This window comes from Shewanella halifaxensis HAW-EB4, assembly GCF_000019185.1.
In the GTDB taxonomy this organism is placed as follows: domain Bacteria; phylum Pseudomonadota; class Gammaproteobacteria; order Enterobacterales; family Shewanellaceae; genus Shewanella; species Shewanella halifaxensis.
In genome coordinates, this window is record NC_010334.1 from 3,514,509 (window position 1) to 3,535,259 (window position 20,751).

The window sequence follows — 20,751 nt, forward strand, 5'->3', positions numbered from 1 at the left end:
CCATGACAATGCCGCAATAACGTAAACCCTTTACCATTGTTATTGGCAATAGCAATGGTGAACGGATTCAGCGGTATACTCACAATCGTTGAACCTAAAAGCATATCAAAGCTAAGACTTAGCTAAATATGTGATGACTATTAATGCCCATACATTTTATCAAAGTTGGGAATTTTCTTTTCCCAAATTGGTACTTCTTCTCCAATGATAGCTTTAAGCGTGTTAATAAATAATTTAGTTTTGATAGGAGCATCTCGATGCGGATACACCGCATAAAATGTACCTAGATCATTTAAATGAAGCTGAGTCATTACTGGAATAAGCTTCTGCTCTAGAATTTCGTTATCAATCATCTGCGCGGCAACCACAGCCAGCATGTTGCCCGCTACAGCCGTTTGGGTGATCATTTCAACATCATTAACTTTATAAACCACATTCAATTGCAACTGCTTAGTTTCGTTGTTGGCATCAAGATAAGAGAACTTATCGATCAGTAGCCCTGGGGCGGCGTAAACCGCAGCGGGTAGAGCCTCTAGTTGTTCAAGCGTCTTTATTTCACCATGTTTTTTGATGAACTCTGGAGCGGCCACAATCAACAGCCGGTTTCGCGCAATCTTTCTAGTAATCAGGTTAGAGTCTTTTGGTTTGCCAATACGAAAGCCAATATCAAACCCCTCACCAACCATATCGATGAGCCTATCTTCTAAACGCAGTTCAATATCAACATCGGGATATTGTTGCTGAAAAACCAACACTGCTTGCTGTACATGTTGACGACCAAACAAGGTCGAGCTGGTGATCCGCAGTACGCCTTTGGGTTCCGAATGATAATACTGTGCCAATCGATGGGAGTCATTTAACAGAGTACGCAATGATTTTGCTTGGCTCACCATTTCATGACCCACTGCGGTTAAAGAAAGTGAGCGTGTGGTGCGATTTAGCAAATGCACCCCAAGTTCATGCTCTAGTCGGTTGATCTGTTTAGAGATAACAGATCTATCAACATTTCTTTGTTCGGCCACCTTACTAAATGAGCCCAGTTCAGCGACTTCAAGCAACAGTAATAATCGACTTGGAAAATCCATACACCCTCTTTGTTGCATTTTTAGCACCAATCAAGTGCCAGTTTAAGCATTTTTCTTAGCTTATAACAACTTTATAGTAGCTCCACTTTAATGGCTTAAACAAACCGAGCCGACTAAATCATGAGGAAGATATTATGAGCAAGTTATCAATTAGCCACAGCGAAGGCATAGCCACTGTTAGCATCAATAATCCACCATCGAATGTAATTACCAGTGATTTGATCAACGAAGTTAACGCCTTTGTTTTATCGTTAAAATATGACCGTGATACTAAAATAGTCGTGTTTAAATCGCTCCACCCACTGTTCTTTTTAGCTCACTTAGATCTGCATGTGATCAACGGTACGACTGCAGGCCAAGCTGCATCGATTGAGTTTAATCACATGATCACCAACATTAAAGCCATGAAGCAGCTTTCAGTTGCCGTGGTTGATGGCGTCGCTCGCGGCGGTGGAGATGAATTTGTGATGGCCTGTGATTTGGCTTATGCAACAGAAAATGCCGCATTTGCTCAACCTGAAATACATGTAAACATCCCAACAGGTGGCCAAGGCGCAGTGCAGTATGCTCGCAGGATGGGCAAAAACAAAGCACTACAAGCCTTATTATTAGGTAATGACTTCACAGCTCAACAAGCTGAAGCATTAAATATAATTACCCAGTATGTCCCGAAATCCGAGATGGATGAATTCTTAGCCCAAGTACTTGGCGTTATTGCTCAGTTAGAAATACGTAATATTCTGATGTACAAAGAGATCATCGCGGCATCAATAATAGATGAAGATGCTGGCGCCGAGCTAGAGCTACGTTATTTTCTAGAACGTGCAAAAGAGAATAAAACACAAGCCATCATTGATGCATTTATCAAGCATGGCGGACAAACTGACCGTGAAGCAAAGGATATTCAAGGGATCTTTGTCGATACGGCAGCAGAGCTTGCCAAGTCATTCAATGGCTAGATGCATATCTAGTATGGTCAGCTATAAACACATCTATGGCTGCCATATTATTTATATTTTGAATTACTAAAAAAAGTTATTAAATAAGTAGATGACCGTAAATCGGTTAAGTAAAGGTAAAGGTGAGATACGAAGGTAATATTTATCGTCCACCACAAGAGGCGGACGCCTACATACTGCAATGCACAATAGGCTGCTCTTACAACAAATGCACCTATTGCTCTATGTACAAAGACGTACGTTACCGAGCAAGGGATATCGGTGAACTGATAGAAGATATTCAGATGGCAAAACGTGCTTATGTCACCAATATACAAAAAATTGAAAAAGTATTCTTAAGTGATGGGGATGCTATTTCATTGCCCACCAGCATGCTATTAGAAATACTGGCAGAGCTTTACTCTGCATTTCCAAACTTAAGCCATGTCAGTACTTATGCAGGCCCACAAAGTACACTGAGTAAGACAGAAGAAGAGTTAACACAATTAAGACAAGCCGGACTCACTATGACCTATTTAGGGGTTGAATCTGGTTCGGATGAAGTACTCAGTATGATCCGTAAAGGCGTTAGCGCCGAAGAGATGCTTGTCGCAGGCCGTAATATTGTTGCTTCAGGCATAAAACTAGTCGCAATGGTGATGATTGGTATAGGGGGCCGTGGTGAAATATCACAGACTCACATAAAAGAAACGGCAACATTAATCAACCAGATAAAACCTTACCTACTAGGTACATTAACCACTGTCGCCATTGAAGGGACTGTTTTATATAGGCAAGTTGCCAAGGGGGAGTTTAATTTACTCGACCCTTATGAAGTACTAAAAGAGATGAAGATGTTGCTGGAACATATTGAGCTACCAGCCTTATATATTGATGGTACTCACGCATCTAATTTATTACCAATTAAAGGCTTACTTAAAGATGATAAACTTAAAATGCTAGCATCTATTAATAAGTACTTAGACAACAAAGACGAAAGTTTAATCGGTAAAGCTTACTGTGGCCGATTTTAAAGTCAGAGATTTTAAAGTCAGAGATTTTAAAGTCAGAGATTTTAAAGTCAGAGATTTTAAAGTCAAAATAATGCCAGTTCGACATAAAAAAGGGCTTTATAATCAGCCCTTTTTTATGAATTAGATAACGAGTTAGGGACGTATCAACCGGCGTATTTATGAGAGATGGGGTCAGTAATCACTATTGTGTCACCTCGGAGCATATAGTTACCGCCATGCAAGTCCATCACTCCGTGATCATCGATAAAGCTAAGCACTTTAAACAGCGTTTTTAGCAGCTCTTCATGCTCATCAATAATCTCATCATCAATTACCACTGGCTTGCGCTCATCTGAGCTCATATAAAAATGCGCTCGTGGCTCTTGGATCTGCTCGACAAACTCATCAACACTTGAAACCTCATCGGTGAAAGGCTTCTGTGGATCGGCAAATGGCAGGGTCATGGTACGCAAGGTGCCCCAGAGTTTGCCAAAGTCATCATCATGAAAATGGCTTGGACGAGTGGGCTCTGTACCGTCATCGGTGATGTCTTCAAGACGCTCCATTACGTAAAAACGCACCACTCGACCGCTGCTCAACTCGACGGTATCTTCACGATGGATAGTTGGAACATGGGGGTTATCTTGATTTTCTGGGCGCATGCACCAGCGGGCAAATAGGTAGTAACCATCTATCTTACTGTTACACAGCTTGATGACTTTATCTGGCTCTCCGGGGACTTCGTACACCTCGGCGTAGATACCGGTGGCGATTAGATCAAGATCTGTAAAGCGCTCCAGATATATCGATACATCATCAACCCGATGGATCTCCTCTGCGTTTGCTAACTCTTTGATCTCTTTAATCGCATCAAGGTAAAGTTCCATCGATTAAGCCACCATTTACAACAAGAAAAATTTAGAACAACGGCTACGACTAACACGCAAACGCTATCATAGCCCTCTAACAATGCCCTAATGTGTCAGACAATAAATCAACAAAATAAATATTGTATGCTCATAAGTTCACCACTAACCATTATCTCGTAGCTTAGGGTAGCTTTGCAACCATCGCTTTTGCTTCACTCTCCGCTCAAACAACGCACGCTTTGCTTTAGGATTGTGTTGTAGCGACAGATCAAACAGACAAGCTAGATCAAACGGACTATGTAAAATCAATGATGCAGGTTCTATTATTGCAGTTGATGCTGCCAAAGATTTAAATGTTAGCAAACGACTACTCACCGCCACTGCAGTCTGCTTTTCAGGCCAATAACTCATGGCATCAAGACTTGATGTATATGCTTGATGCTGGTTGCGCAGATGCATTCTCGCTTGATTCTTAACCGACCATGGGTAGATAGGGGCTATTCGATTTAGCTCGGCTTCGATTGCAGTATCCCTCTCGGCGGATAGGTCACTCGAGTCAAAATAGATAAGGTCGATATCATTGAGCGCTGTTTGCAGGCCATGTAACTTATCCCAAACTAAATTGCGGACAAAACCTGCCGCTAACATCCAATCGTTTAACTTTAGCTGCTCGACAATGCGCAAAGCATTAAACCGGTACTCATCTTCGAGTAGCCAGTGCTTTATTTGTTGTTCAAAGTCTATTTTAATGGTCAATAGTCACTCTCTTTCAAAGCATTAAACATTCAACTGCTAGGGTTATTAACTTATACAAAACTCGCCTCAATACCTAACTCAAACGGCTTAATAAACAAAAAAGGAGCCTTAGCTCCTTATTTATTCTTTACTGCTACCTTTACTGCTATCTAGGGGCTGGCACCGCTTTCATCAACACCTCAGTGGTATACTTGTTATTATTGATCACAGGAAAGCGATCATAAGTCTGGAAAATCACCTTCCCTTGATATTGGATCATCGCCACCACGCCATAATGGATGCTGTCGTCAATGCTATCTGCTGGCAATAAAAACTTAAATGGCACGGGTGCTCTGACGATATTAAAGCTCTTTTGCGCAACGATAACACCCGGGGTATCTAGGTCGATAATCGCGATAGTAATCGAGCTACCTTGAGGCAGAGGTAACTTCTCTAGATAACCCGCCGCACCATTCACCACCACAGGCGGCTTATCTTCAACCGTAACACAAGCTGTTAATACCAACATACAGAGCAGTACAACACTTTTTTTCAATAATGAGATCATGATTTAAACCCTAAATACAAAATATAAACAAACAGTTGCGGCATTATGATGTTTTCATCATCCGAATAAGCCCCTCTTGTGTCGCTGATGCAACGAGCTCGCCTTGCTGATTAAAAAACTGCCCTCTGACAAAACCTCGACCACCGCTGGCATTGGGACTGTCTATGGTATACAAAAGCCACTGGCTCAAGTCGAATGGGCGGTGAAACCACATTGCATGATCTATGGTGGCCATACGCATACCGGGTGTTAAAAATGAAACCCCGTGTGGCTGAGCTGCCGTAACTAAAAAGTTAAAGTCCGACGCATAGGCGAGCAAATAATCGTGCACAGACATATTATCAGGCACTTTACCATTAGCGCGGATCCACACATGCCGAATAGGCTCCCGAGCTGCCGGTGCGATCGGATCACTTGGGTTGACTAAGCGCATCTCAATTGGCGTATCGGCCATAAACTTTTCTAGCACTTTAGACGGCACTTTATCTCTAAGGGTCATCGCTAACTCTTGTTGATTAAGCAGGCCATCGGGTCCCGGCACATCAGGCATCACGGCTTGATGGTCATAGCCTTCTTCAGCAGTTTGAAAAGAGCAGGTCATATAGAAGATGGGACGGCCTTTCTGGATGGCTTTAACTCTTCTTGCACTGAAGCTGCCACCATCACGCATGATTTCAACATCATACACAATAGGTAGTTTCTCATCGCCGGCACGTAAAAAATAGGAGTGTAAAGAGTGCACCTTACGGTCAGGACTGACAGTCTGCTTAGCCGCACTTAAGGCTTGCCCCATGACTTGACCACCAAAGACGTGACCAAAACCTAGATCTTGGCTTTGACCACGAAACAGCCCCACTTCGATCCGCTCTAACGAAAGTAACGCTAAAAGATCATCTAATACTTGGCTCATTGCAACCTAAAAATCAGCTAATTATGGCCATAAGCTTAACTCAAGATCCCCTAGTCTCGCCAGTTCTACTCAATCTAGCACTACTCTAATACGATACGGCGCTGATTTGCCGATGCCTTTGCCCAAGCCAGCACCTGCGCCTCGCCACTTCGATGAGCGGTAACGGGTTTTGCATGGTAGAGCTCAGGCCAACGCTCGGTGATCACTTCAGGGGTACACTCCTCGGCTTTAAAGCGTCCCGGAGAAAACTCAACAAGAGCGGCATGGCTAATTCCGCCAGCCGCCGCGAGCAGGTGTTCACCCGATGGGCTTTTAGAACTACACAGGTACAACATGGTGGCCGTAACGGTTGTTTTTGAAAAAAGTGGACGAACTGTTGGGGCTAAATGCTCTGCCGTCATCGATGTGACTGCATGGGGAATAATACTGTTAACCTTGATCCCGTGTTCTGCGCCCTCAAGGTGCAAACTGTTGACCAGTCCCATCACCGCCATTTTGCTCGTGCTAAAGCTGGTTTCATACATATCACCGTAGATGGAGCTTGCACTACTCATCACAACTCGGCCATAACTTTGACGCTTCATAAAAGGCCACACGGCTTGAGTCATGTAGAAGGTTCCATTGAGATCCACATCCAGATTATGCTTCCAACTCGAGGCACTCATCTGCTCAAATGCACAGGACTTATGAATACCCGCATTATTAATTAAGATATCGACACGACCCCAACTTTTTACCACATCATCAACCATTGAGTTAATATCATCGATGCTGGTGACATCCAATGTAAAAGACTTGAACTCACCTCCTAACGCCGTTATCGCTGCACCGCAAGCTTGCAGGCCTGAATCAGGCTCTAGGTTTGTCATGCTGGAGCTAACATCCTTTGTTTGAGTCGTTTCATTATCAACCAAAACGACTCGTGCTCCTCGCTCAGCTAAGGCAATCGCATAGGCTCTACCAAGACCCGATGCTGCGCCCGTAACTATTGCGACTTGTCCCTCAAAACGCATAGTTTCGACCCCTAAACAGATTTGTCTATCACAAATGTAGACGTTGACTGCTAAGAAAGCAGTTTCATTTCTAAAGCGACAATTACAACTTCTCATCTTGCTCCCGCTTTAGAGATATAATATTGCATACACTCCTGCCTAACAGATGTGCGCTAGTTCAAAGTTCTTCAATCAGTCAAAGTGAAAAATAATAATGCTTAACAAAGTGTTAAGCCGACCACTTTTGATGATATAAAATCCACTTTTTAGAAGTTGTTAAATTTGCTATGCTATGCCAACTTTTTTTACCTTTATGTCAGCTTTCTTTGACGTAAACCTCTGTAAGTAAATATAAACCATGAATCCTTGGATACTTGCCATCCGCCCTCGCACCTTGCCTGCGGCGATTGGACCACTGCTGGTTGGTAACGTACTCGCACTGCAACTGGAACAGTTCAGCTTTTTCATTGCTGTTATTTCAATGCTCTGCGCCCTGCTACTGCAAATTGCCGTAAACCTAGCCAATGACTATTTCGACTTTAAAAGTGGTGTCGATACCGAAGAGCGCTTAGGGCCTGTTCGTGTCACCCAAAGTGGCATGCTTAGCCCAATGGCTGTGCGTAACGCAATGATTTTGTGCCTAGTGTTGGCACTTATCGTTGGTTCTTTGCTTATCTACCACGGTGGCCTACCGATCGCCTTTTTAGCGGTGGCAGCGATTCTTGGCGCCTTAGGCTATAGCGGCGGTCCTTACCCACTGGCCTCTCATGGTTTAGGTGAAGTTGCCGCATTTGTATTTTTTGGTCTTGTGGCTGTTGTCGGAAGTTACTTTCTGCAAGCGGGTGAAACTGCAACTAGCGCATGGCTACTTGGCAGCGCCATCGGCTTTTTAAATGCAGCGATTATGCTAGTGAATAACACCCGAGATATGGAAACCGATATTAAGGCAGGTAAAAAGACCTTAGCGGTTCGTATGGGTCTTGCACAATCGCGTATTTTCTATCAAAGCTTTCTCTATCTGCCATTTGCCATCATTTTTGCAGGCTTCCTGATGGGAGCACTACCAGGTTTACCGGTGCTTTTAGCTGGACTCGCATTTGTCATGGCGAGAAGCTTAAGTAATGATTTTAATGAAGTCACTGGGGCAGCCTTAAACCCATTACTTGGGCGCACAGCTAAGCTCACCATGATTTTCAGCGCATTATTTAGTATCGGTCTACTGGGCGATATCTATCTGTTCGTGACCTAGTCTAGCCATTCGCTAGCCTCTAATGAGCAATAAAAAAGCCTATCGATTGATAGGCTTTTTTGTATGTACAGCTCAGAGTAAAGACACCGAATTACATCTTATGTAAACTGCGATCTCCACTCCAGTTCAGGTGATACTTCTCACCCGCTGGCTTGTCGGTTCGCTCAAAAGTATGGGCACCGAAAAAGTCTCGCTGCCCTTGTAGTAAACTCGCTGGCAAGGTTTCACAGCGATAACTGTCGTAATAAGCTAAAGCCGAACTGATACAAGGCGCGGGTATACCACTCAGTACGGCTTGCGATACGGCTTCTCTCCAATCTTGTTGTTTTTCAGACAAAGCTTTAGCAAAAGAGTCTGCCATCAGCAGGTTTTCAAGCTCACTATCTTGCTGATATGCCTTGGTGATCGATTGCAAGAAAGTGGCGCGGATAATACAGCCGGCCCGCCAAATTTTAGCGATTTCAGCAAAATCCAACTGCCAAGCTTGCTCCTTAGCTTGCATAGCCATCAACTGAAAACCTTGGGCGTAGCAAGACACTTTGGCGCAATAGAGCGCATTTTCAAGCTGAGCGATAAATGTCTGCTTTTCACCACGGTTAATCGTGGCCAACAGCGCTTCGCTTGGCCCGGATAACTGTTGGCTAAGTTGCTGTCTTTGAGCTTTTTGAGTACTGACTGCGCGGGCATAAACCGCTTCAGCGATGGTGGGTGCTGGGCAGCCTATCTGTAAACTGCTTACCGCAGTCCAAAGACCCGTGCCTTTTTGCCCCGCCTTATCCAAGATCATATCGACCAGTGGCGCCCCGGTTAATGGGTCTGCTTGTTTGAGCACATCGGCGCTGATCTGCATCAAGTAGCTGTTTAAGATCCCTTGATCCCACCGTTCAAACACATCACCCACTTCACTCGGTGATAATCCTAAGCCCTGATTTAATAGCTGATAAGCCTCGCAGATAAGTTGCATGTCAGCATATTCAATACCGTTATGTACCATTTTAACGTAATGACCAGAACCCGCAGGACCAATATAGGTGGTACAAGGCTCGCCTTCTTTCACGGGGTTTCCCGGCTCAAAACGCTCGATAGGCAAACCTGTTTTAGCATCGACTTTAGCGGCAATTGCTTGCCATATTGGCTCAATTCTATTCCAGGCTTTTAAGCTGCCACTTGGCATCAGAGATGGACCAAAACGCGCACCGACTTCACCACCTGATACCGCGCAGCTAAAGAAAAGAAAATTGTCGGCGTAGCGCTTCTCGCGCTCAACCGTATCCGTCCATAAGCTGTTACCTGTATCAATCACGATATCATCATTCTCGATCCCGGCTTCAATTAGAGACTGACAAACACCGTCGACAGGAGCTCCTGCCGGTACAGATAGAAGCAGTACGCGGGGCTTTTCTAATTTAGATAACATTTCAGAAAGATTGTTACAGCCTTCTATTCGTGGCTCAGTTATCTGTTTTAGGTATCGCTTACGCTCTAGTTCTTCTTGTGCAACAGTGTCTTGCACCTTGAGTTCATCAAGGTCAAATGCAGCGACGCGATATTGGTTGTCGGCTATATTAAGTGCAAGGTTCTTACCCATTACGCCCAAGCCAATAACACCGATATCGTAAAGATTTGATTGGTTCTTCATGTAGATTTCTTCCGTAGGTCACAGAGAATTACCCGTCTATTATTTTATATAGGCAACAATAGCTGGTGCTGCCTATTGGAGTGACGGGTTTAATTTTGTTAGCGATTATACAGACTTTGGTAACTTAATTACTAGGCAAAGCCAAATGAGTTAACAACTCAACATTAATAATTGGTGTTAATAATAAACAGTAAATTTAGTTCAAAAACAAAAAACTGAAACCTAAGTTTCAGCTTTTTCTCTGCGTTTGCAAGTTAACGGTTAGCCGAGCACTACCTCCAATAAGCTAATACCTATCGGTATACCTCTTTAATTCGATATAGCTTTTTGACAGAAATACCTCTTTGATAGAAATAGCTCTTTGATAGAAATAGTCCCATTTAGTAAGCATGCTCCCCCTGACGGCATAAATGCCGACCTACACTAACAATGCTGGAGCGGCTTAAATATCAACCTTTGCTTTTGCAGCTTGTATCGTCTTAGCTTTCCTCGTTCCTATAACTTGCTTTTCTTAGAACCTGTCTTTGCTTTTCCTGCTTGTATCGTCTCAGATTTCCTCGTCTCTAGAACTTGCTTTGCCTAGAACCTAGCTTTGATTTTCCTGCTTGTATCGTCTTAGCTTTCCTCGTCTCTAGAACTTGCTTTTCCTAGGACCTAGCTTTGGTTTTCCTGCTTGTATCGTCTCAGATTTCCTCGTCTCTAGAACTTGCTTTTCCTAGAACGTAGCTTTGATTTTCCTGCTTGTATCGTCTCAGCTTTCCTCGTCTCTAGAACTTGCTTTTCCTAGTACCTAGCTTTGGTTTTCCTGCTTGTATCGTCTCAGATTTCCTCGTCTCTAGAACTTGCTTTTCCTAGAACCTGGCTTTGATTTTCCTGCTTGTATCGTCTTAGCTTTCCTCGTACCTAGAACCTGCTTTTCCTAGGACCTTCTTTAAACATGCGCATCTGCATAGCCCATACGGGTTAAGGTGTTACGCACGATATCGAGTGTAGCGGGATCTTCGATAGTCGCCGGCACATTGTAACTTTGATTGTCGGCGATATTGCGCATGGTGCCACGTAAGATCTTGCCACTTCGGGTTTTCGGCAATTTCTGCACCGCACTCACCAATCTAAAAGATGCTACTGGCCCTATCTCTTGACGCACTAAACTCATTAATTGCTGATTTAAGTCATCATCATTAAGGCTTACACCTTTTTTTAGTACGACTAAGCCAAGTGGTACTTGCCCCTTAAGTACGTCTTTAACACCGATCACCGCCGCCTCAGCCACTGCCTCATGTTGACAAAGCACCTCTTCAAAGCGGCCAGTAGAGAGTCGGTGCCCAGCCACATTTATAATGTCATCGATACGACTCATAATGTACAAGTAACCGTCTTCATCTTTATAACCCGCATCACCCGTTAGGTAATAGCCGGGATACATTGAAAGGTAGCTATCTTGATAACGTTGCTCATTTTGCCATAGCGTAGTTAGCGTCCCCGGCGGCAGTGGCAGTTTAATCACCACATTACCGGACTCATTGGCCTCGACTTCATCGCCCATGACATCAACCACTTCGATTTGATAACCGGGCACCGCTAATGCAGGAGAGCCCGCCTTGATCTCGACTGGCGCGTAGCCCATCAAGTTAGCCGCCACAGGCCAGCCCGTTTCTGTCTGCCACCAGTGGTCAATCACAGGCTTTTTAAGCTTGCCTTCGGTCCAGTGCAAGGTGTCAGGATCGCAGCGCTCACCCGCTAAGAACACATTCTTTAAACAGCTTAAGTCTACCCCCTCTAGATAGTCACCATGGGGATCATCACGCTTGATGGCTCGAATAGCCGTTGGGGCAGTAAAGAAGCTTTTGACCCTGTATTTTGCAATGGTGCGCCAAAATGCGCCGGGATCAGGCGTGCCAATCGGTTTACCTTCATACAAGATACTTGTCGCCCCGACGAGTAATGGTCCATAGACGATATAAGAGTGGCCCACAACCCAGCCGACATCCGATGCGGCCCAGAATACATCCCCCGCATTAATGTCATAGATATGCTTCATCGACCAAGCGAGCGCCACGGCATGGCCGCCGTTGTCGCGCACCACACCTTTGGGTTGCCCTGTGGTGCCAGAGGTATACAAGATATAAAGCGGATCAGTGGCATCGAGTGGTTGGCAATCGATATTAGGAGCGGCTGCCACCGCTGCCTGCCAGTCGATATCCCGTCCTGGAAATAACTCAGCTTCAAGCTGGCCTCGGTTTAACACTAAGCAATGATCGACTTTATGAGTGGCTTGATCTAACGCCGCATCGAGTAGCGGTTTGTAGGGGATAATGCCTGACGGCTCGATGCCACAAGATGCTGAAAGGATAAGTTTAGGTTTGGCATCATTAATACGGGTCGCGAGTTCATTGGCTGCAAAGCCGCCAAACACCACCGAATGAATTGCGCCAATGCGCGCGCAGGCAAGCATGGCAAATGCCGTTTCTGGCACCATAGGCATATAAATAACAACCCTATCGCCCTTTTTCACGCCAATAGAGTCCATATAGCCAGCGAGCCGGCTCACTTGAGCCAGCAGCTCTCGATATGAAATACCGTATTCAACATCGGTAACGGGACTCACATATTGCAGCGCTATCTGATCGCCTCGTCCAGCGTCAACATGTCTATCCACCGCGTTATAACAAGTGTTGAGCTTGCCGCCTTTAAACCAGTGGTAAAACGGCGCTTCACTGTCATCGAGTACATTATTCCAAGGGGAGAACCAATCGATTTGGCTAGCGGCTTCGGCCCAGAATGCCTCTGGTTGGTTAATTGATTTGGCATGTAATTGCTTATTCTTATTTTTCACAATACTGACTCCACTTTGCTAGATCTCGATAACATATCGCATCGTTCATGAGCGACTTTTGTCCATTTAATGCTTTAACGCATTATGCTCTGACGATTAAAAAATCCCCATTAGACCTTAGAATGAGTAAGTTAAGGAGGAATTTAACGAGCTAAAAAAATACATAGCGTTTAACTCAACCCAATGTTAATAAACAATAAACATGAAAAACTAATGAGTAATCTGCAACCTCGTTCTCTGCTAATACAAGTGCTGTGGCAAGCGCGATTGACATGAAAACGACTTCATCCAACAGGTACAAACTTTACCTTTACGTAAACTTCATATATCGTTCAATTAATGTAAACAATTATGGTGTTATTTGATGGTAGAGAAACCGCTCTCACAAACGACATACTCAATCAGTGACTTATCTAAAGAGTTTGATATCACTACTCGTAGTATTCGTTTTTATGAAGACCAAGGCCTTTTAAAACCTAAGCGCCGTGGTCAAACACGCGTATACAGCCTTAAAGATAGAGTCAGGCTGAAGCTTATTCTGCGTGGTAAGCGTTTAGGTTTCTCACTGGCCGAAACAAGGCGCTTATTCGAGCTTTATGATGCTGACAAGAATAGCAGTGGTCAGCTGCATACCATGCTCGAGCTAGTCGAAGAGAAAAAGGTATCACTACAGCAACAGATGGATGACATCAAGGTCGTGCTGATGGAGCTGAATTCGGCAGAGCAACAATGCTTAGAGGCTCTAGAAAATAACGCCCAATAATGGCCTTTTCTATCGCTATTAATTACATATGAATTTCCAAGTATCACGGCAAAGATCGCTGAGCTTGAACACAAACAAAATTGACAGGACACAAGCAAATGACTCAACTCTACACCTCTCTAAACTTTGGCCTCGGCGAAGAAGTCGATATGTTACGCGATGCAGTGCAAAGCTTCGCCGCTAACAAAATCGCCCCTATCGCCGCAAAAACAGATCTCGACAACGCCTTTCCTAATGAGCTTTGGCCGGTTCTTGGCGACATGGGACTGCTGGGCGTCACAGTTTCAGAGGAGTATGGCGGCGCTGAAATGGGCTACCTCGCCCACGTGGTTGCCATGGAGGAGATCTCTCGCGCCTCAGCATCAATTGGCTTAAGTTATGGCGCTCACTCTAATCTGTGTGTTAACCAAATCAACCGTAACGGCAACAGTGAGCAAAAGGCCAAGTATTTACCCAAGCTTATCACTGGCGAGCACATTGGCGCGCTTGCCATGAGTGAGCCAAATGCAGGCTCTGACGTAGTATCGATGAAACTACACGCCCGTAAAGAGGGGGATAGATACATACTCAACGGCAACAAGATGTGGATCACTAACGGTCCTGACGCCCACACCTATGTTATCTATGCCAAGACTGATCTCGATAAAGGCGCCCACGGCATTACCGCATTTATCGTTGAGCGCGGCTCTAAAGGCTTCAGCACCGCTCAGAAGCTAGACAAGCTAGGCATGCGTGGTTCTAACACCTGTGAACTGGTATTTGAAGATTGTGAAGTACCAGAAGAGAACATTCTTGGCGGCCTAAACAACGGCGTAAAGGTGTTGATGAGTGGCCTCGATTACGAGCGAGTGGTGCTGTCTGGTGGCCCACTTGGGATAATGACTGCTTGTATGGATATCGTTGTGCCATACATTCACGAGCGTGAGCAGTTTGGTAAATCGATCGGACAGTTCCAGCTAGTACAGGGTAAGCTTGCCGACATGTATACCGGCATGAACGCTGCCAAATCTTATATCTACAACGTGGCTAAATCTTGTGACCGTGGGGAAACCACCCGTAAAGATGCAGCCGGCGCCATTCTCTATTCAGCTGAACTTGCCACCAAGATGGCTCTCGATGCGATTCAACTTCTTGGCGGTAACGGTTATGTCAACGAATACGCCACAGGCCGCCTCCTACGTGATGCCAAACTCTATGAAATTGGCGCTGGCACCTCTGAAATTCGTCGCATGCTGATTGGCCGCGAGCTATTTAATGAATCAAAGTAAAGCCTATGCCCGTCTTGCGGGTTTATAGCCAAGCATAAAGGCGGCGATTTGCCGCCTCACTCTTCCAGCTTCAAAAGGATTGAAATTGTGACGCAACTTAGCAGCCGTATTAATGCACGTAGCGATGAGTTTAAAGCTAAATTTGATGACATGGCTACCGTGGTTCAAGACTTAAAATTAAAACTTCAGCAAATTGAACAAGGCGGCGGAGACGTCGCGCGCAGTCGTCATCTTTCAAGGGGCAAGTTGCTGCCACGTCAGCGAGTCGAAAAGCTGCTGGATCCTGGCTCACCTTTTCTCGAAATATCCCAGTTTGCCGCCTTTGAGCTGTATGAAGATGTGGTGCCTGCTGCAGGCGTTATCGCCGGTATTGGCCGCGTCAGTGGCGTCGAGTGCATGATTATCGCCAACGATGCCACGGTAAAGGGCGGCACTTACTACCCGGTTACCGTTAAAAAGCATCTGCGCGCACAAGAGATTGCCAGTCGTTGCCACCTACCCTGTATCTATCTGGTGGATTCTGGCGGCGCTAACCTGCCTCGCCAAGACGAAGTATTCCCCGATAGAGATCATTTCGGCCGCATCTTCTATAACCAAGCGCAGATGTCTGCCAAAGGCATTCCGCAAATTGCCGTGGTGATGGGGCTTTGCACTGCAGGCGGCGCATATGTCCCCGCCATGGCCGATGAATCGATTATCGTAAAAGAGCAAGGCACCATCTTCTTAGCGGGGCCGCCACTCGTTAAGGCCGCAACCGGTGAAGAGGTGACAGCCGAAGAGCTTGGCGGCGCCGAAGTACACACCAAAATTTCTGGCGTAGCCGATCATATGGCGCAAAACGATGAACACGCGCTAGAGCTTGCTCGCAAAGCGGTGACACGCCTAAATCATCAAAAACAAATTGCTGCTCAACTTAGCCCGGTAAAACCTCCCCTATTTGATATCAATGAGCTGTACGGCATTGTGGGTACCGATCTTAAAAAGCCATTCGATGTCAAAGAGGTGATTGCACGCCTTGTCGATGACTCAGACTTCGACGAGTTTAAAGCCAACTACGGTAATACCTTAGTCTGTGGCTTTGCCCGTATTCATGGCTATCCCGTGGGTATTGTCGCCAATAATGGCATCTTGTTCTCAGAATCGGCGCAAAAAGGCGCTCACTTTATTGAGCTGTGCTGCCAGCGCAAAATTCCACTGCTGTTCCTGCAAAATATCACCGGCTTTATGGTGGGTAAAAAGTACGAACATGAAGGCATCGCCAAACACGGCGCCAAGATGGTGACCGCAGTATCGTGTGCCAATGTCCCTAAGTTCACCGTGATTATTGGCGGTAGTTATGGCGCAGGTAACTACGGTATGTGTGGCCGCGCATTTGAACCCACCATGATGTGGATGTGGCCTAACGCCCGCATCTCTGTGATGGGCGGCGAGCAAGCCGCTGGCGTATTGGCCACAGTTAAGCGCGATGGCCTCGCCCGTAAAGGGGTTGAATGGTCAAATGATGAAGAACAAGCATTCCGTCAACCGATAGTTGAGCAATACGATAAAGAGGGCCACCCGTATCATGCCAGCGCCCGTTTGTGGGACGACGGTATTATCGACCCGGCTCAAACCCGTGATGTTGTTGGCTTGGCGCTCTCTGCCGCGCTAAATGCCCCTATTGAGGAGACGAAGTTTGGTGTATTCCGTATGTAATGGCTAAGGCTATTAAGGCAAGGAACATCGACTTAGAACACACTATGGATCGACAACAATGAATAACTCAATCACAACCGACACAGAACGACTGACTCAACAATTACAATATGTGAGCTGCACGCTCGATGGCGGCGTAGCCCAGATGGTGCTCGACCGAGCCGATAAGCATAACGCCTTCGATGAAGTGATGATAAGCGAAATGATTAAGGTGCTGGAGCATTTCAGTGCCAATGTTCAGTGCCAAGTATTAGTGATAAAAGCCAACGGTAAAAACTTCAGCGCCGGCGCCGATCTCAACTGGATGCGCAAGCAAGCCAAGATGGACTTTGGCCAGAATCTCAGTGACGCCAACGAGCTTGCCAAGCTGATGTCACTGCTGGATAAATTCCCCAAGCCGACGATTGCATTAGTGCAAGGGGCGGCATTTGGTGGCGCACTTGGGCTTATCTGCTGCAGCGATATCGCTATCGCCAATCAGCGTGCCAGCTTCTGCTTGAGTGAAGTCAAACTTGGGCTCATTCCAGCGGTCATTAGCCCCTATGTCACTCGCGCCATGGGTCAACGCGCAGCACGGCGTTACATGCTCACAGCTGAACGCTTCGATGTTCAAAAGGCGCTTGAACTGCAAGTCATCCATGAAGTGAATGACGACTTAGATGCTGCGGCTCAGCCGATGATTGATGCGCTACTCTGCAACAGTCCACTGGGCATGACTTGGGTTAAAACCTTACTGTTATCGCTTGAAGATGGCGTGATAGACCAAAACACCTTGGACTATACCAGCGAACGGATCGCCCGTATTCGAGTGTCAGAAGAAGGTCAAGAGGGCCTCAACGCCTTCTTTGAAAAACGTTCACCACAATGGCCTGCAACCACAGACTTTAACGCTGCAACAAAAAATAATAACCAGAGCGCCAGCGGGCAAGGAGCCAAATAATATGTTCACTAAATTGCTAATTGCGAACCGCGGTGAAATCGCCTGTCGCATCATTAACACCGCTAAAGTCATGGGCGTTCGTACGGTTGCTTTATATTCAGATGCCGATATCGATGCTCGCCATGTCGCCATGGCCGATGAGGCATTTTACTTAGGTGGCAGCGCGCCAGCTGACTCTTACCTTAAAGGCGAGCTGATCATTGAGATCGCCAAACGAGCAGGCGCAGAGGCGATACACCCAGGTTATGGTTTCCTATCGGAAAACGCCGATTTTGCATTGAAGTGCGAACAGGCCAATATCGCCTTTGTTGGCCCAAGCGCCGCTGCAATTGACTCGATGGGCAGTAAGAGCGCCGCTAAAGAGATCATGGGTGCTGCCAATGTACCATTAGTCCCCGGCTATCACGGTGATGCTCAGAACGATGAACTACTTGTTAGTGAAGCCAACAAGATGGGCTTCCCGCTGCTGATTAAGGCGGCCTTTGGCGGCGGTGGTAAAGGCATGCGCATCGTTGAAAGTAACAATGAGGTGCTCGATGCGATTCACTCTGCGAGGCGTGAAGCGATTAGCTCTTTTGGTAACGATAAGCTGTTAATGGAGCGCTACCTGCGCCAGCCGCGCCATGTTGAGGTCCAAGTCTTTGCCGATAGCCATGGCAACTGCATCTACCTGTCTGACCGAGATTGCTCAATTCAACGCCGTCATCAAAAGGTGGTTGAGGAAGCGCCAGCCCCAGGGCTTAGCGATGCCCTCAGAGTCAAGATGGGCGAAGCGGCCGTTGCCGCAGCTAAGGCGATTAACTATGAAGGCGCGGGAACAGTTGAGTTTTTACTCGATACCGATGACAGCTTCTACTTTATGGAGATGAATACCCGTCTGCAGGTAGAGCATCCCGTCACCGAGCTCGTCACAGGCCAAGACTTAGTCAAATGGCAATTAATGGTTGCCAGTGGTAGTCCGTTACCCCTTAAACAGAATGAAGTGCGCATTGTAGGCCATGCTTTTGAGGCGCGGATCTACGCCGAAGATCCACACAATGACTTCCTGCCTGCCAGTGGCAAACTCGATTTTCTGCGCGAGCCTGAGCAGAGCCAATTTGTGCGTATCGATTCTGGCGTGCGTGAAAATGATGTGATCAGTAACTTTTACGACCCGATGATCTCAAAGCTTATCACTTGGGATGAGTCACGCCCTCGCGCGCTACAACGCTTAGTGCATGCATTAGATGATTACCAGATCAGTGGCCTTAAACATAATATCGAATTCCTCGCTAATATTGCTAAGCATCAAGCTTTTAGCGATGCCAACTTTAGCACCGATTTTATCGAGCGTTATGGTGATGCGCTATTAACCGCACAATCAAATGCAACTCCATCGACTCGTCGCGATACAGCATTGGCGATAGCGGCGCTGTACCAGCTATGTGCCCGTAAAAAACAAGCTAAAAACGACACATTGACCAGCCATGATCCCTACTCACCTTGGGGCAAAGTGAGTGGCTTTAGGCTCAACAGTGCTAGCCAACATCAAGTGGCGTTACTCGATGATAATCATGAGATTAATCACCTTGAGCTAATCGAGACGCAAGTCGCTGGAAAGCCACAATACCAGCTGCAGCTGAGTGATAACTTACTCACCCTTTCTGGCGAGCTAATTGACGAGATCCTGCATGCTGAAATTGTTCAACACAAGCTGGGCGATAGCCAAGCTGAGCAAGCCAGTAAAGCTAACGGCCATAAAATAAAGCTCCCAGTTAGCCAAGTCGGCAATGACTTTACCCTGTTTATCAACTCAAAAAGCTACCACTATCGCGCCCTAGAATCAGAAGAGATTGAAGAGCAAGACAATCTTGAAGATAAGCTCAAAGCACCAATGAACGGCACTATCGTCACTCAACTTGTCAGCGTTGGCGATGTGGTAAAAGCGGGCCAAGGCATTATGGTGATGGAAGCGATGAAGATGGAATACACCATAGAGTCCCCCTTTGACGGTGTTGTCAGTGCATTCTTCTTCGAGCCCGGTGAACTCGTCAGCGACGGTATGTTACTTGCCGAGGTCGTGGCTGAAGTTGAAGCAGAAGTAAACCCTGAAAAGGAAGAAGCCGGATGAAGATGACTAATGTAATAAACGCCATTGAGTCTCCGTTTGACGGTGTTGTCGGTGCATTCTTCTTCGAGCCCGGTGAACTCGTCAGCGACGGTATGTTACTAGCCGAAGTTGAGGCTAAAGTTGAGACTGCAGAGCTTGAGCCAACAGAAACTGTGGCTGCGGAGGAAAGCGCATAAATGGCAATCTCTTACCCACAACAAGTCAGTATCTTTGAAGTCGGCGCCCGTGATGGTCTACAAAACGAAAAACCGGTCACGACCCAAGATAAAATAGTCTTGATAGAGGACTTAGCGACTGCGGGCGTTAAGCGAATTGAAGCCGCCAGCTTTGTGTCACCTAAATGGGTGCCACAGATGGCAGATTCAGCCGATGTGCTCGTGGGCATCACTCGCCACAAGGGCGTAACCTACAGTGCGCTCACTCCAAATTTAAAAGGTTTGGAACTCGCACTTGAAGCTGGCGCCGATGAAGTCGCCATCTTTGGCGCCGCCTCAGAAAGCTTTAGCCAGAAGAATATCAACTGCTCGATAGAGGAGTCGATTGAGCGCTTTATCCCAGTAATGGAGCTGGCTAAGGCCAAGAATGTCCCGGTTCGAGGTTACGTCTCTTGTACCTTAGGCTGCCCTTATGAGGGGGAGATAGCCGTTAGTGAAGTGGCTCGGGTGTCTGAATTACTTTACCAAATGGGCTGTTATGAGATCTCGCTTGGCGACACCATAGGCGTTGGCACACCACTTAATGCCCGTAGAATGGTTGAAGCGGTGGCAGAAGTGGTGCCAAAAGACAAACTGGCGCTGCATTTTCACGATACCTATGGCCAAGCCTTAGCCAACATTCTGGCCTGCTTAGAAACCGGTGTCAGCGTAATTGACTCATCGGTCGCAGGCCTTGGCGGCTGCCCCTACGCTAAAGGCGCATCGGGTAACTTAGCCACAGAAGACTTAGTTTATATGCTACACGGGCTTGGCATAGAAACCGGTATCGACTTAACTAAACTGGTTAATGCGGGCAATAAAATCAGCCACGCCCTCGGACGCCAGTCGGGCTCTAAAGTGGCAAGAGCCCTCAGCGAATAGAGAGCCATCAGCGAATAAAAAGCAAGAAGATCCTAGATCCTAGCATTTGACAGAATAAGGAGATA

At 46.4% G+C, this 20,751-nt stretch carries 18 protein-coding genes; 10 read left to right on the top strand and 8 right to left on the bottom strand.

All coding sequences use genetic code 11. From position 1 onward, the window contains the following. Positions 1 to 140 precede the first annotated feature (140 nt). Positions 141 to 1,085, bottom strand: coding sequence for a LysR family transcriptional regulator (locus SHAL_RS14955; RefSeq protein ID WP_012277966.1), 945 nt, complete (start codon positions 1,083 to 1,085; stop codon positions 141 to 143). Between the two features lie 134 nt (positions 1,086 to 1,219). On the opposite strand from SHAL_RS14955, the gene SHAL_RS14960 reads away from it, so the two are divergent. Together SHAL_RS14960 and SHAL_RS14965 are read left to right on the top strand one after the other, a co-directional pair. After that, positions 1,220 to 2,044 (top strand): enoyl-CoA hydratase/isomerase family protein, encoded by an 825-nt coding sequence (locus SHAL_RS14960; protein ID WP_012277967.1) that lies wholly within the window; start codon positions 1,220 to 1,222, stop codon positions 2,042 to 2,044. A 122-nt stretch (positions 2,045 to 2,166) separates the two neighbouring features. Next, the gene (locus SHAL_RS14965; protein ID WP_012277968.1) at positions 2,167 to 3,057 is read left to right on the top strand and encodes a radical SAM protein; all 891 of its coding nucleotides are present in this window, start codon (positions 2,167 to 2,169) and stop codon (positions 3,055 to 3,057) included. Positions 3,058 to 3,200: 143 nt separating this feature from the next. On the opposite strand, the gene SHAL_RS14970 is transcribed toward SHAL_RS14965, so the two are convergent. From SHAL_RS14970 to SHAL_RS14990, 5 genes are all read right to left on the bottom strand, one after another. Further along, complete coding sequence (locus SHAL_RS14970; protein ID WP_012277969.1) at positions 3,201 to 3,923, bottom strand: hypothetical protein; 723 nt, start codon at positions 3,921 to 3,923, stop codon at positions 3,201 to 3,203. A gap of 144 nt (positions 3,924 to 4,067) precedes the next feature. Further along, on the bottom strand, positions 4,068 to 4,661 hold the full coding sequence (locus tag SHAL_RS14975; protein WP_012277970.1) for a nucleotidyltransferase family protein: 594 nt from the start codon (positions 4,659 to 4,661) through the stop codon (positions 4,068 to 4,070). A 145-nt stretch (positions 4,662 to 4,806) separates the two neighbouring features. Then, a complete protein-coding gene (locus SHAL_RS14980) occupies positions 4,807 to 5,208 on the bottom strand; it encodes a YbaY family lipoprotein (RefSeq protein WP_012277971.1) in 402 nt (133 codons plus the stop codon). Positions 5,209 to 5,251: 43 nt separating this feature from the next. Further along, positions 5,252 to 6,118, bottom strand: coding sequence for an acyl-CoA thioesterase II (gene tesB / locus SHAL_RS14985; RefSeq protein WP_012277972.1), 867 nt, complete (start codon positions 6,116 to 6,118; stop codon positions 5,252 to 5,254). 80 nt (positions 6,119 to 6,198) lie between these two features. After that, positions 6,199 to 7,131, bottom strand: coding sequence for an SDR family NAD(P)-dependent oxidoreductase (locus SHAL_RS14990; protein WP_012277973.1), 933 nt, complete (start codon positions 7,129 to 7,131; stop codon positions 6,199 to 6,201). 337 nt (positions 7,132 to 7,468) lie between these two features. Here SHAL_RS14990 and SHAL_RS14995 point away from each other — a divergent pair, with 337 nt between their 5' ends. Then, positions 7,469 to 8,359, top strand: coding sequence for a 1,4-dihydroxy-2-naphthoate polyprenyltransferase (locus tag SHAL_RS14995; RefSeq protein ID WP_012277974.1), 891 nt, complete (start codon positions 7,469 to 7,471; stop codon positions 8,357 to 8,359). 91 nt (positions 8,360 to 8,450) lie between these two features. Here the strand turns inward: SHAL_RS14995 and gnd are convergent, their stop codons facing one another. After that, positions 8,451 to 9,998: an NADP-dependent phosphogluconate dehydrogenase gene (gene gnd, locus SHAL_RS15000; RefSeq protein WP_012277975.1), complete on the bottom strand. Its 1,548-nt coding sequence runs from the start codon at positions 9,996 to 9,998 to the stop codon at positions 8,451 to 8,453. Positions 9,999 to 10,929: 931 nt separating this feature from the next. Beyond that, a complete protein-coding gene (locus SHAL_RS15005) occupies positions 10,930 to 12,834 on the bottom strand; it encodes a propionyl-CoA synthetase (protein ID WP_012277976.1) in 1,905 nt (634 codons plus the stop codon). Positions 12,835 to 13,198: 364 nt separating this feature from the next. Here SHAL_RS15005 and SHAL_RS15010 point away from each other — a divergent pair, with 364 nt between their 5' ends. The 7 genes from SHAL_RS15010 to SHAL_RS15040 all read left to right on the top strand — a co-directional run bounded on the left by SHAL_RS15010 (position 13,199) and on the right by SHAL_RS15040 (position 20,686). Beyond that, positions 13,199 to 13,597, top strand: coding sequence for a MerR family transcriptional regulator (locus SHAL_RS15010; RefSeq protein ID WP_012277977.1), 399 nt, complete (start codon positions 13,199 to 13,201; stop codon positions 13,595 to 13,597). A 98-nt stretch (positions 13,598 to 13,695) separates the two neighbouring features. After that, a complete protein-coding gene (locus SHAL_RS15015; protein WP_012277978.1) occupies positions 13,696 to 14,865 on the top strand; it encodes an isovaleryl-CoA dehydrogenase in 1,170 nt (389 codons plus the stop codon). 87 nt (positions 14,866 to 14,952) lie between these two features. Continuing rightward, positions 14,953 to 16,560, top strand: coding sequence for a carboxyl transferase domain-containing protein (locus SHAL_RS15020; protein WP_012277979.1), 1,608 nt, complete (start codon positions 14,953 to 14,955; stop codon positions 16,558 to 16,560). A 58-nt stretch (positions 16,561 to 16,618) separates the two neighbouring features. Beyond that, positions 16,619 to 17,500 (top strand): enoyl-CoA hydratase-related protein, encoded by an 882-nt coding sequence (locus SHAL_RS15025; RefSeq protein ID WP_012277980.1) that lies wholly within the window; start codon positions 16,619 to 16,621, stop codon positions 17,498 to 17,500. Between the two features lies 1 nt (position 17,501). Further along, positions 17,502 to 19,610, top strand: coding sequence for an acetyl/propionyl/methylcrotonyl-CoA carboxylase subunit alpha (locus SHAL_RS15030; RefSeq protein ID WP_012277981.1), 2,109 nt, complete (start codon positions 17,502 to 17,504; stop codon positions 19,608 to 19,610). Next, positions 19,607 to 19,786: a 3-methylcrotonoyl-CoA carboxylase subunit alpha gene (locus tag SHAL_RS23485; protein WP_012277982.1), complete on the top strand. Its 180-nt coding sequence runs from the start codon at positions 19,607 to 19,609 to the stop codon at positions 19,784 to 19,786. Before SHAL_RS15030 ends, SHAL_RS23485 begins: the two co-directional genes overlap by 4 nt. Then, positions 19,787 to 20,686, top strand: a complete 900-nt coding sequence (locus tag SHAL_RS15040) for a hydroxymethylglutaryl-CoA lyase (protein ID WP_012277983.1) — start codon at positions 19,787 to 19,789, stop codon at positions 20,684 to 20,686. Positions 20,687 to 20,751: the final 65 nt, after the last annotated feature.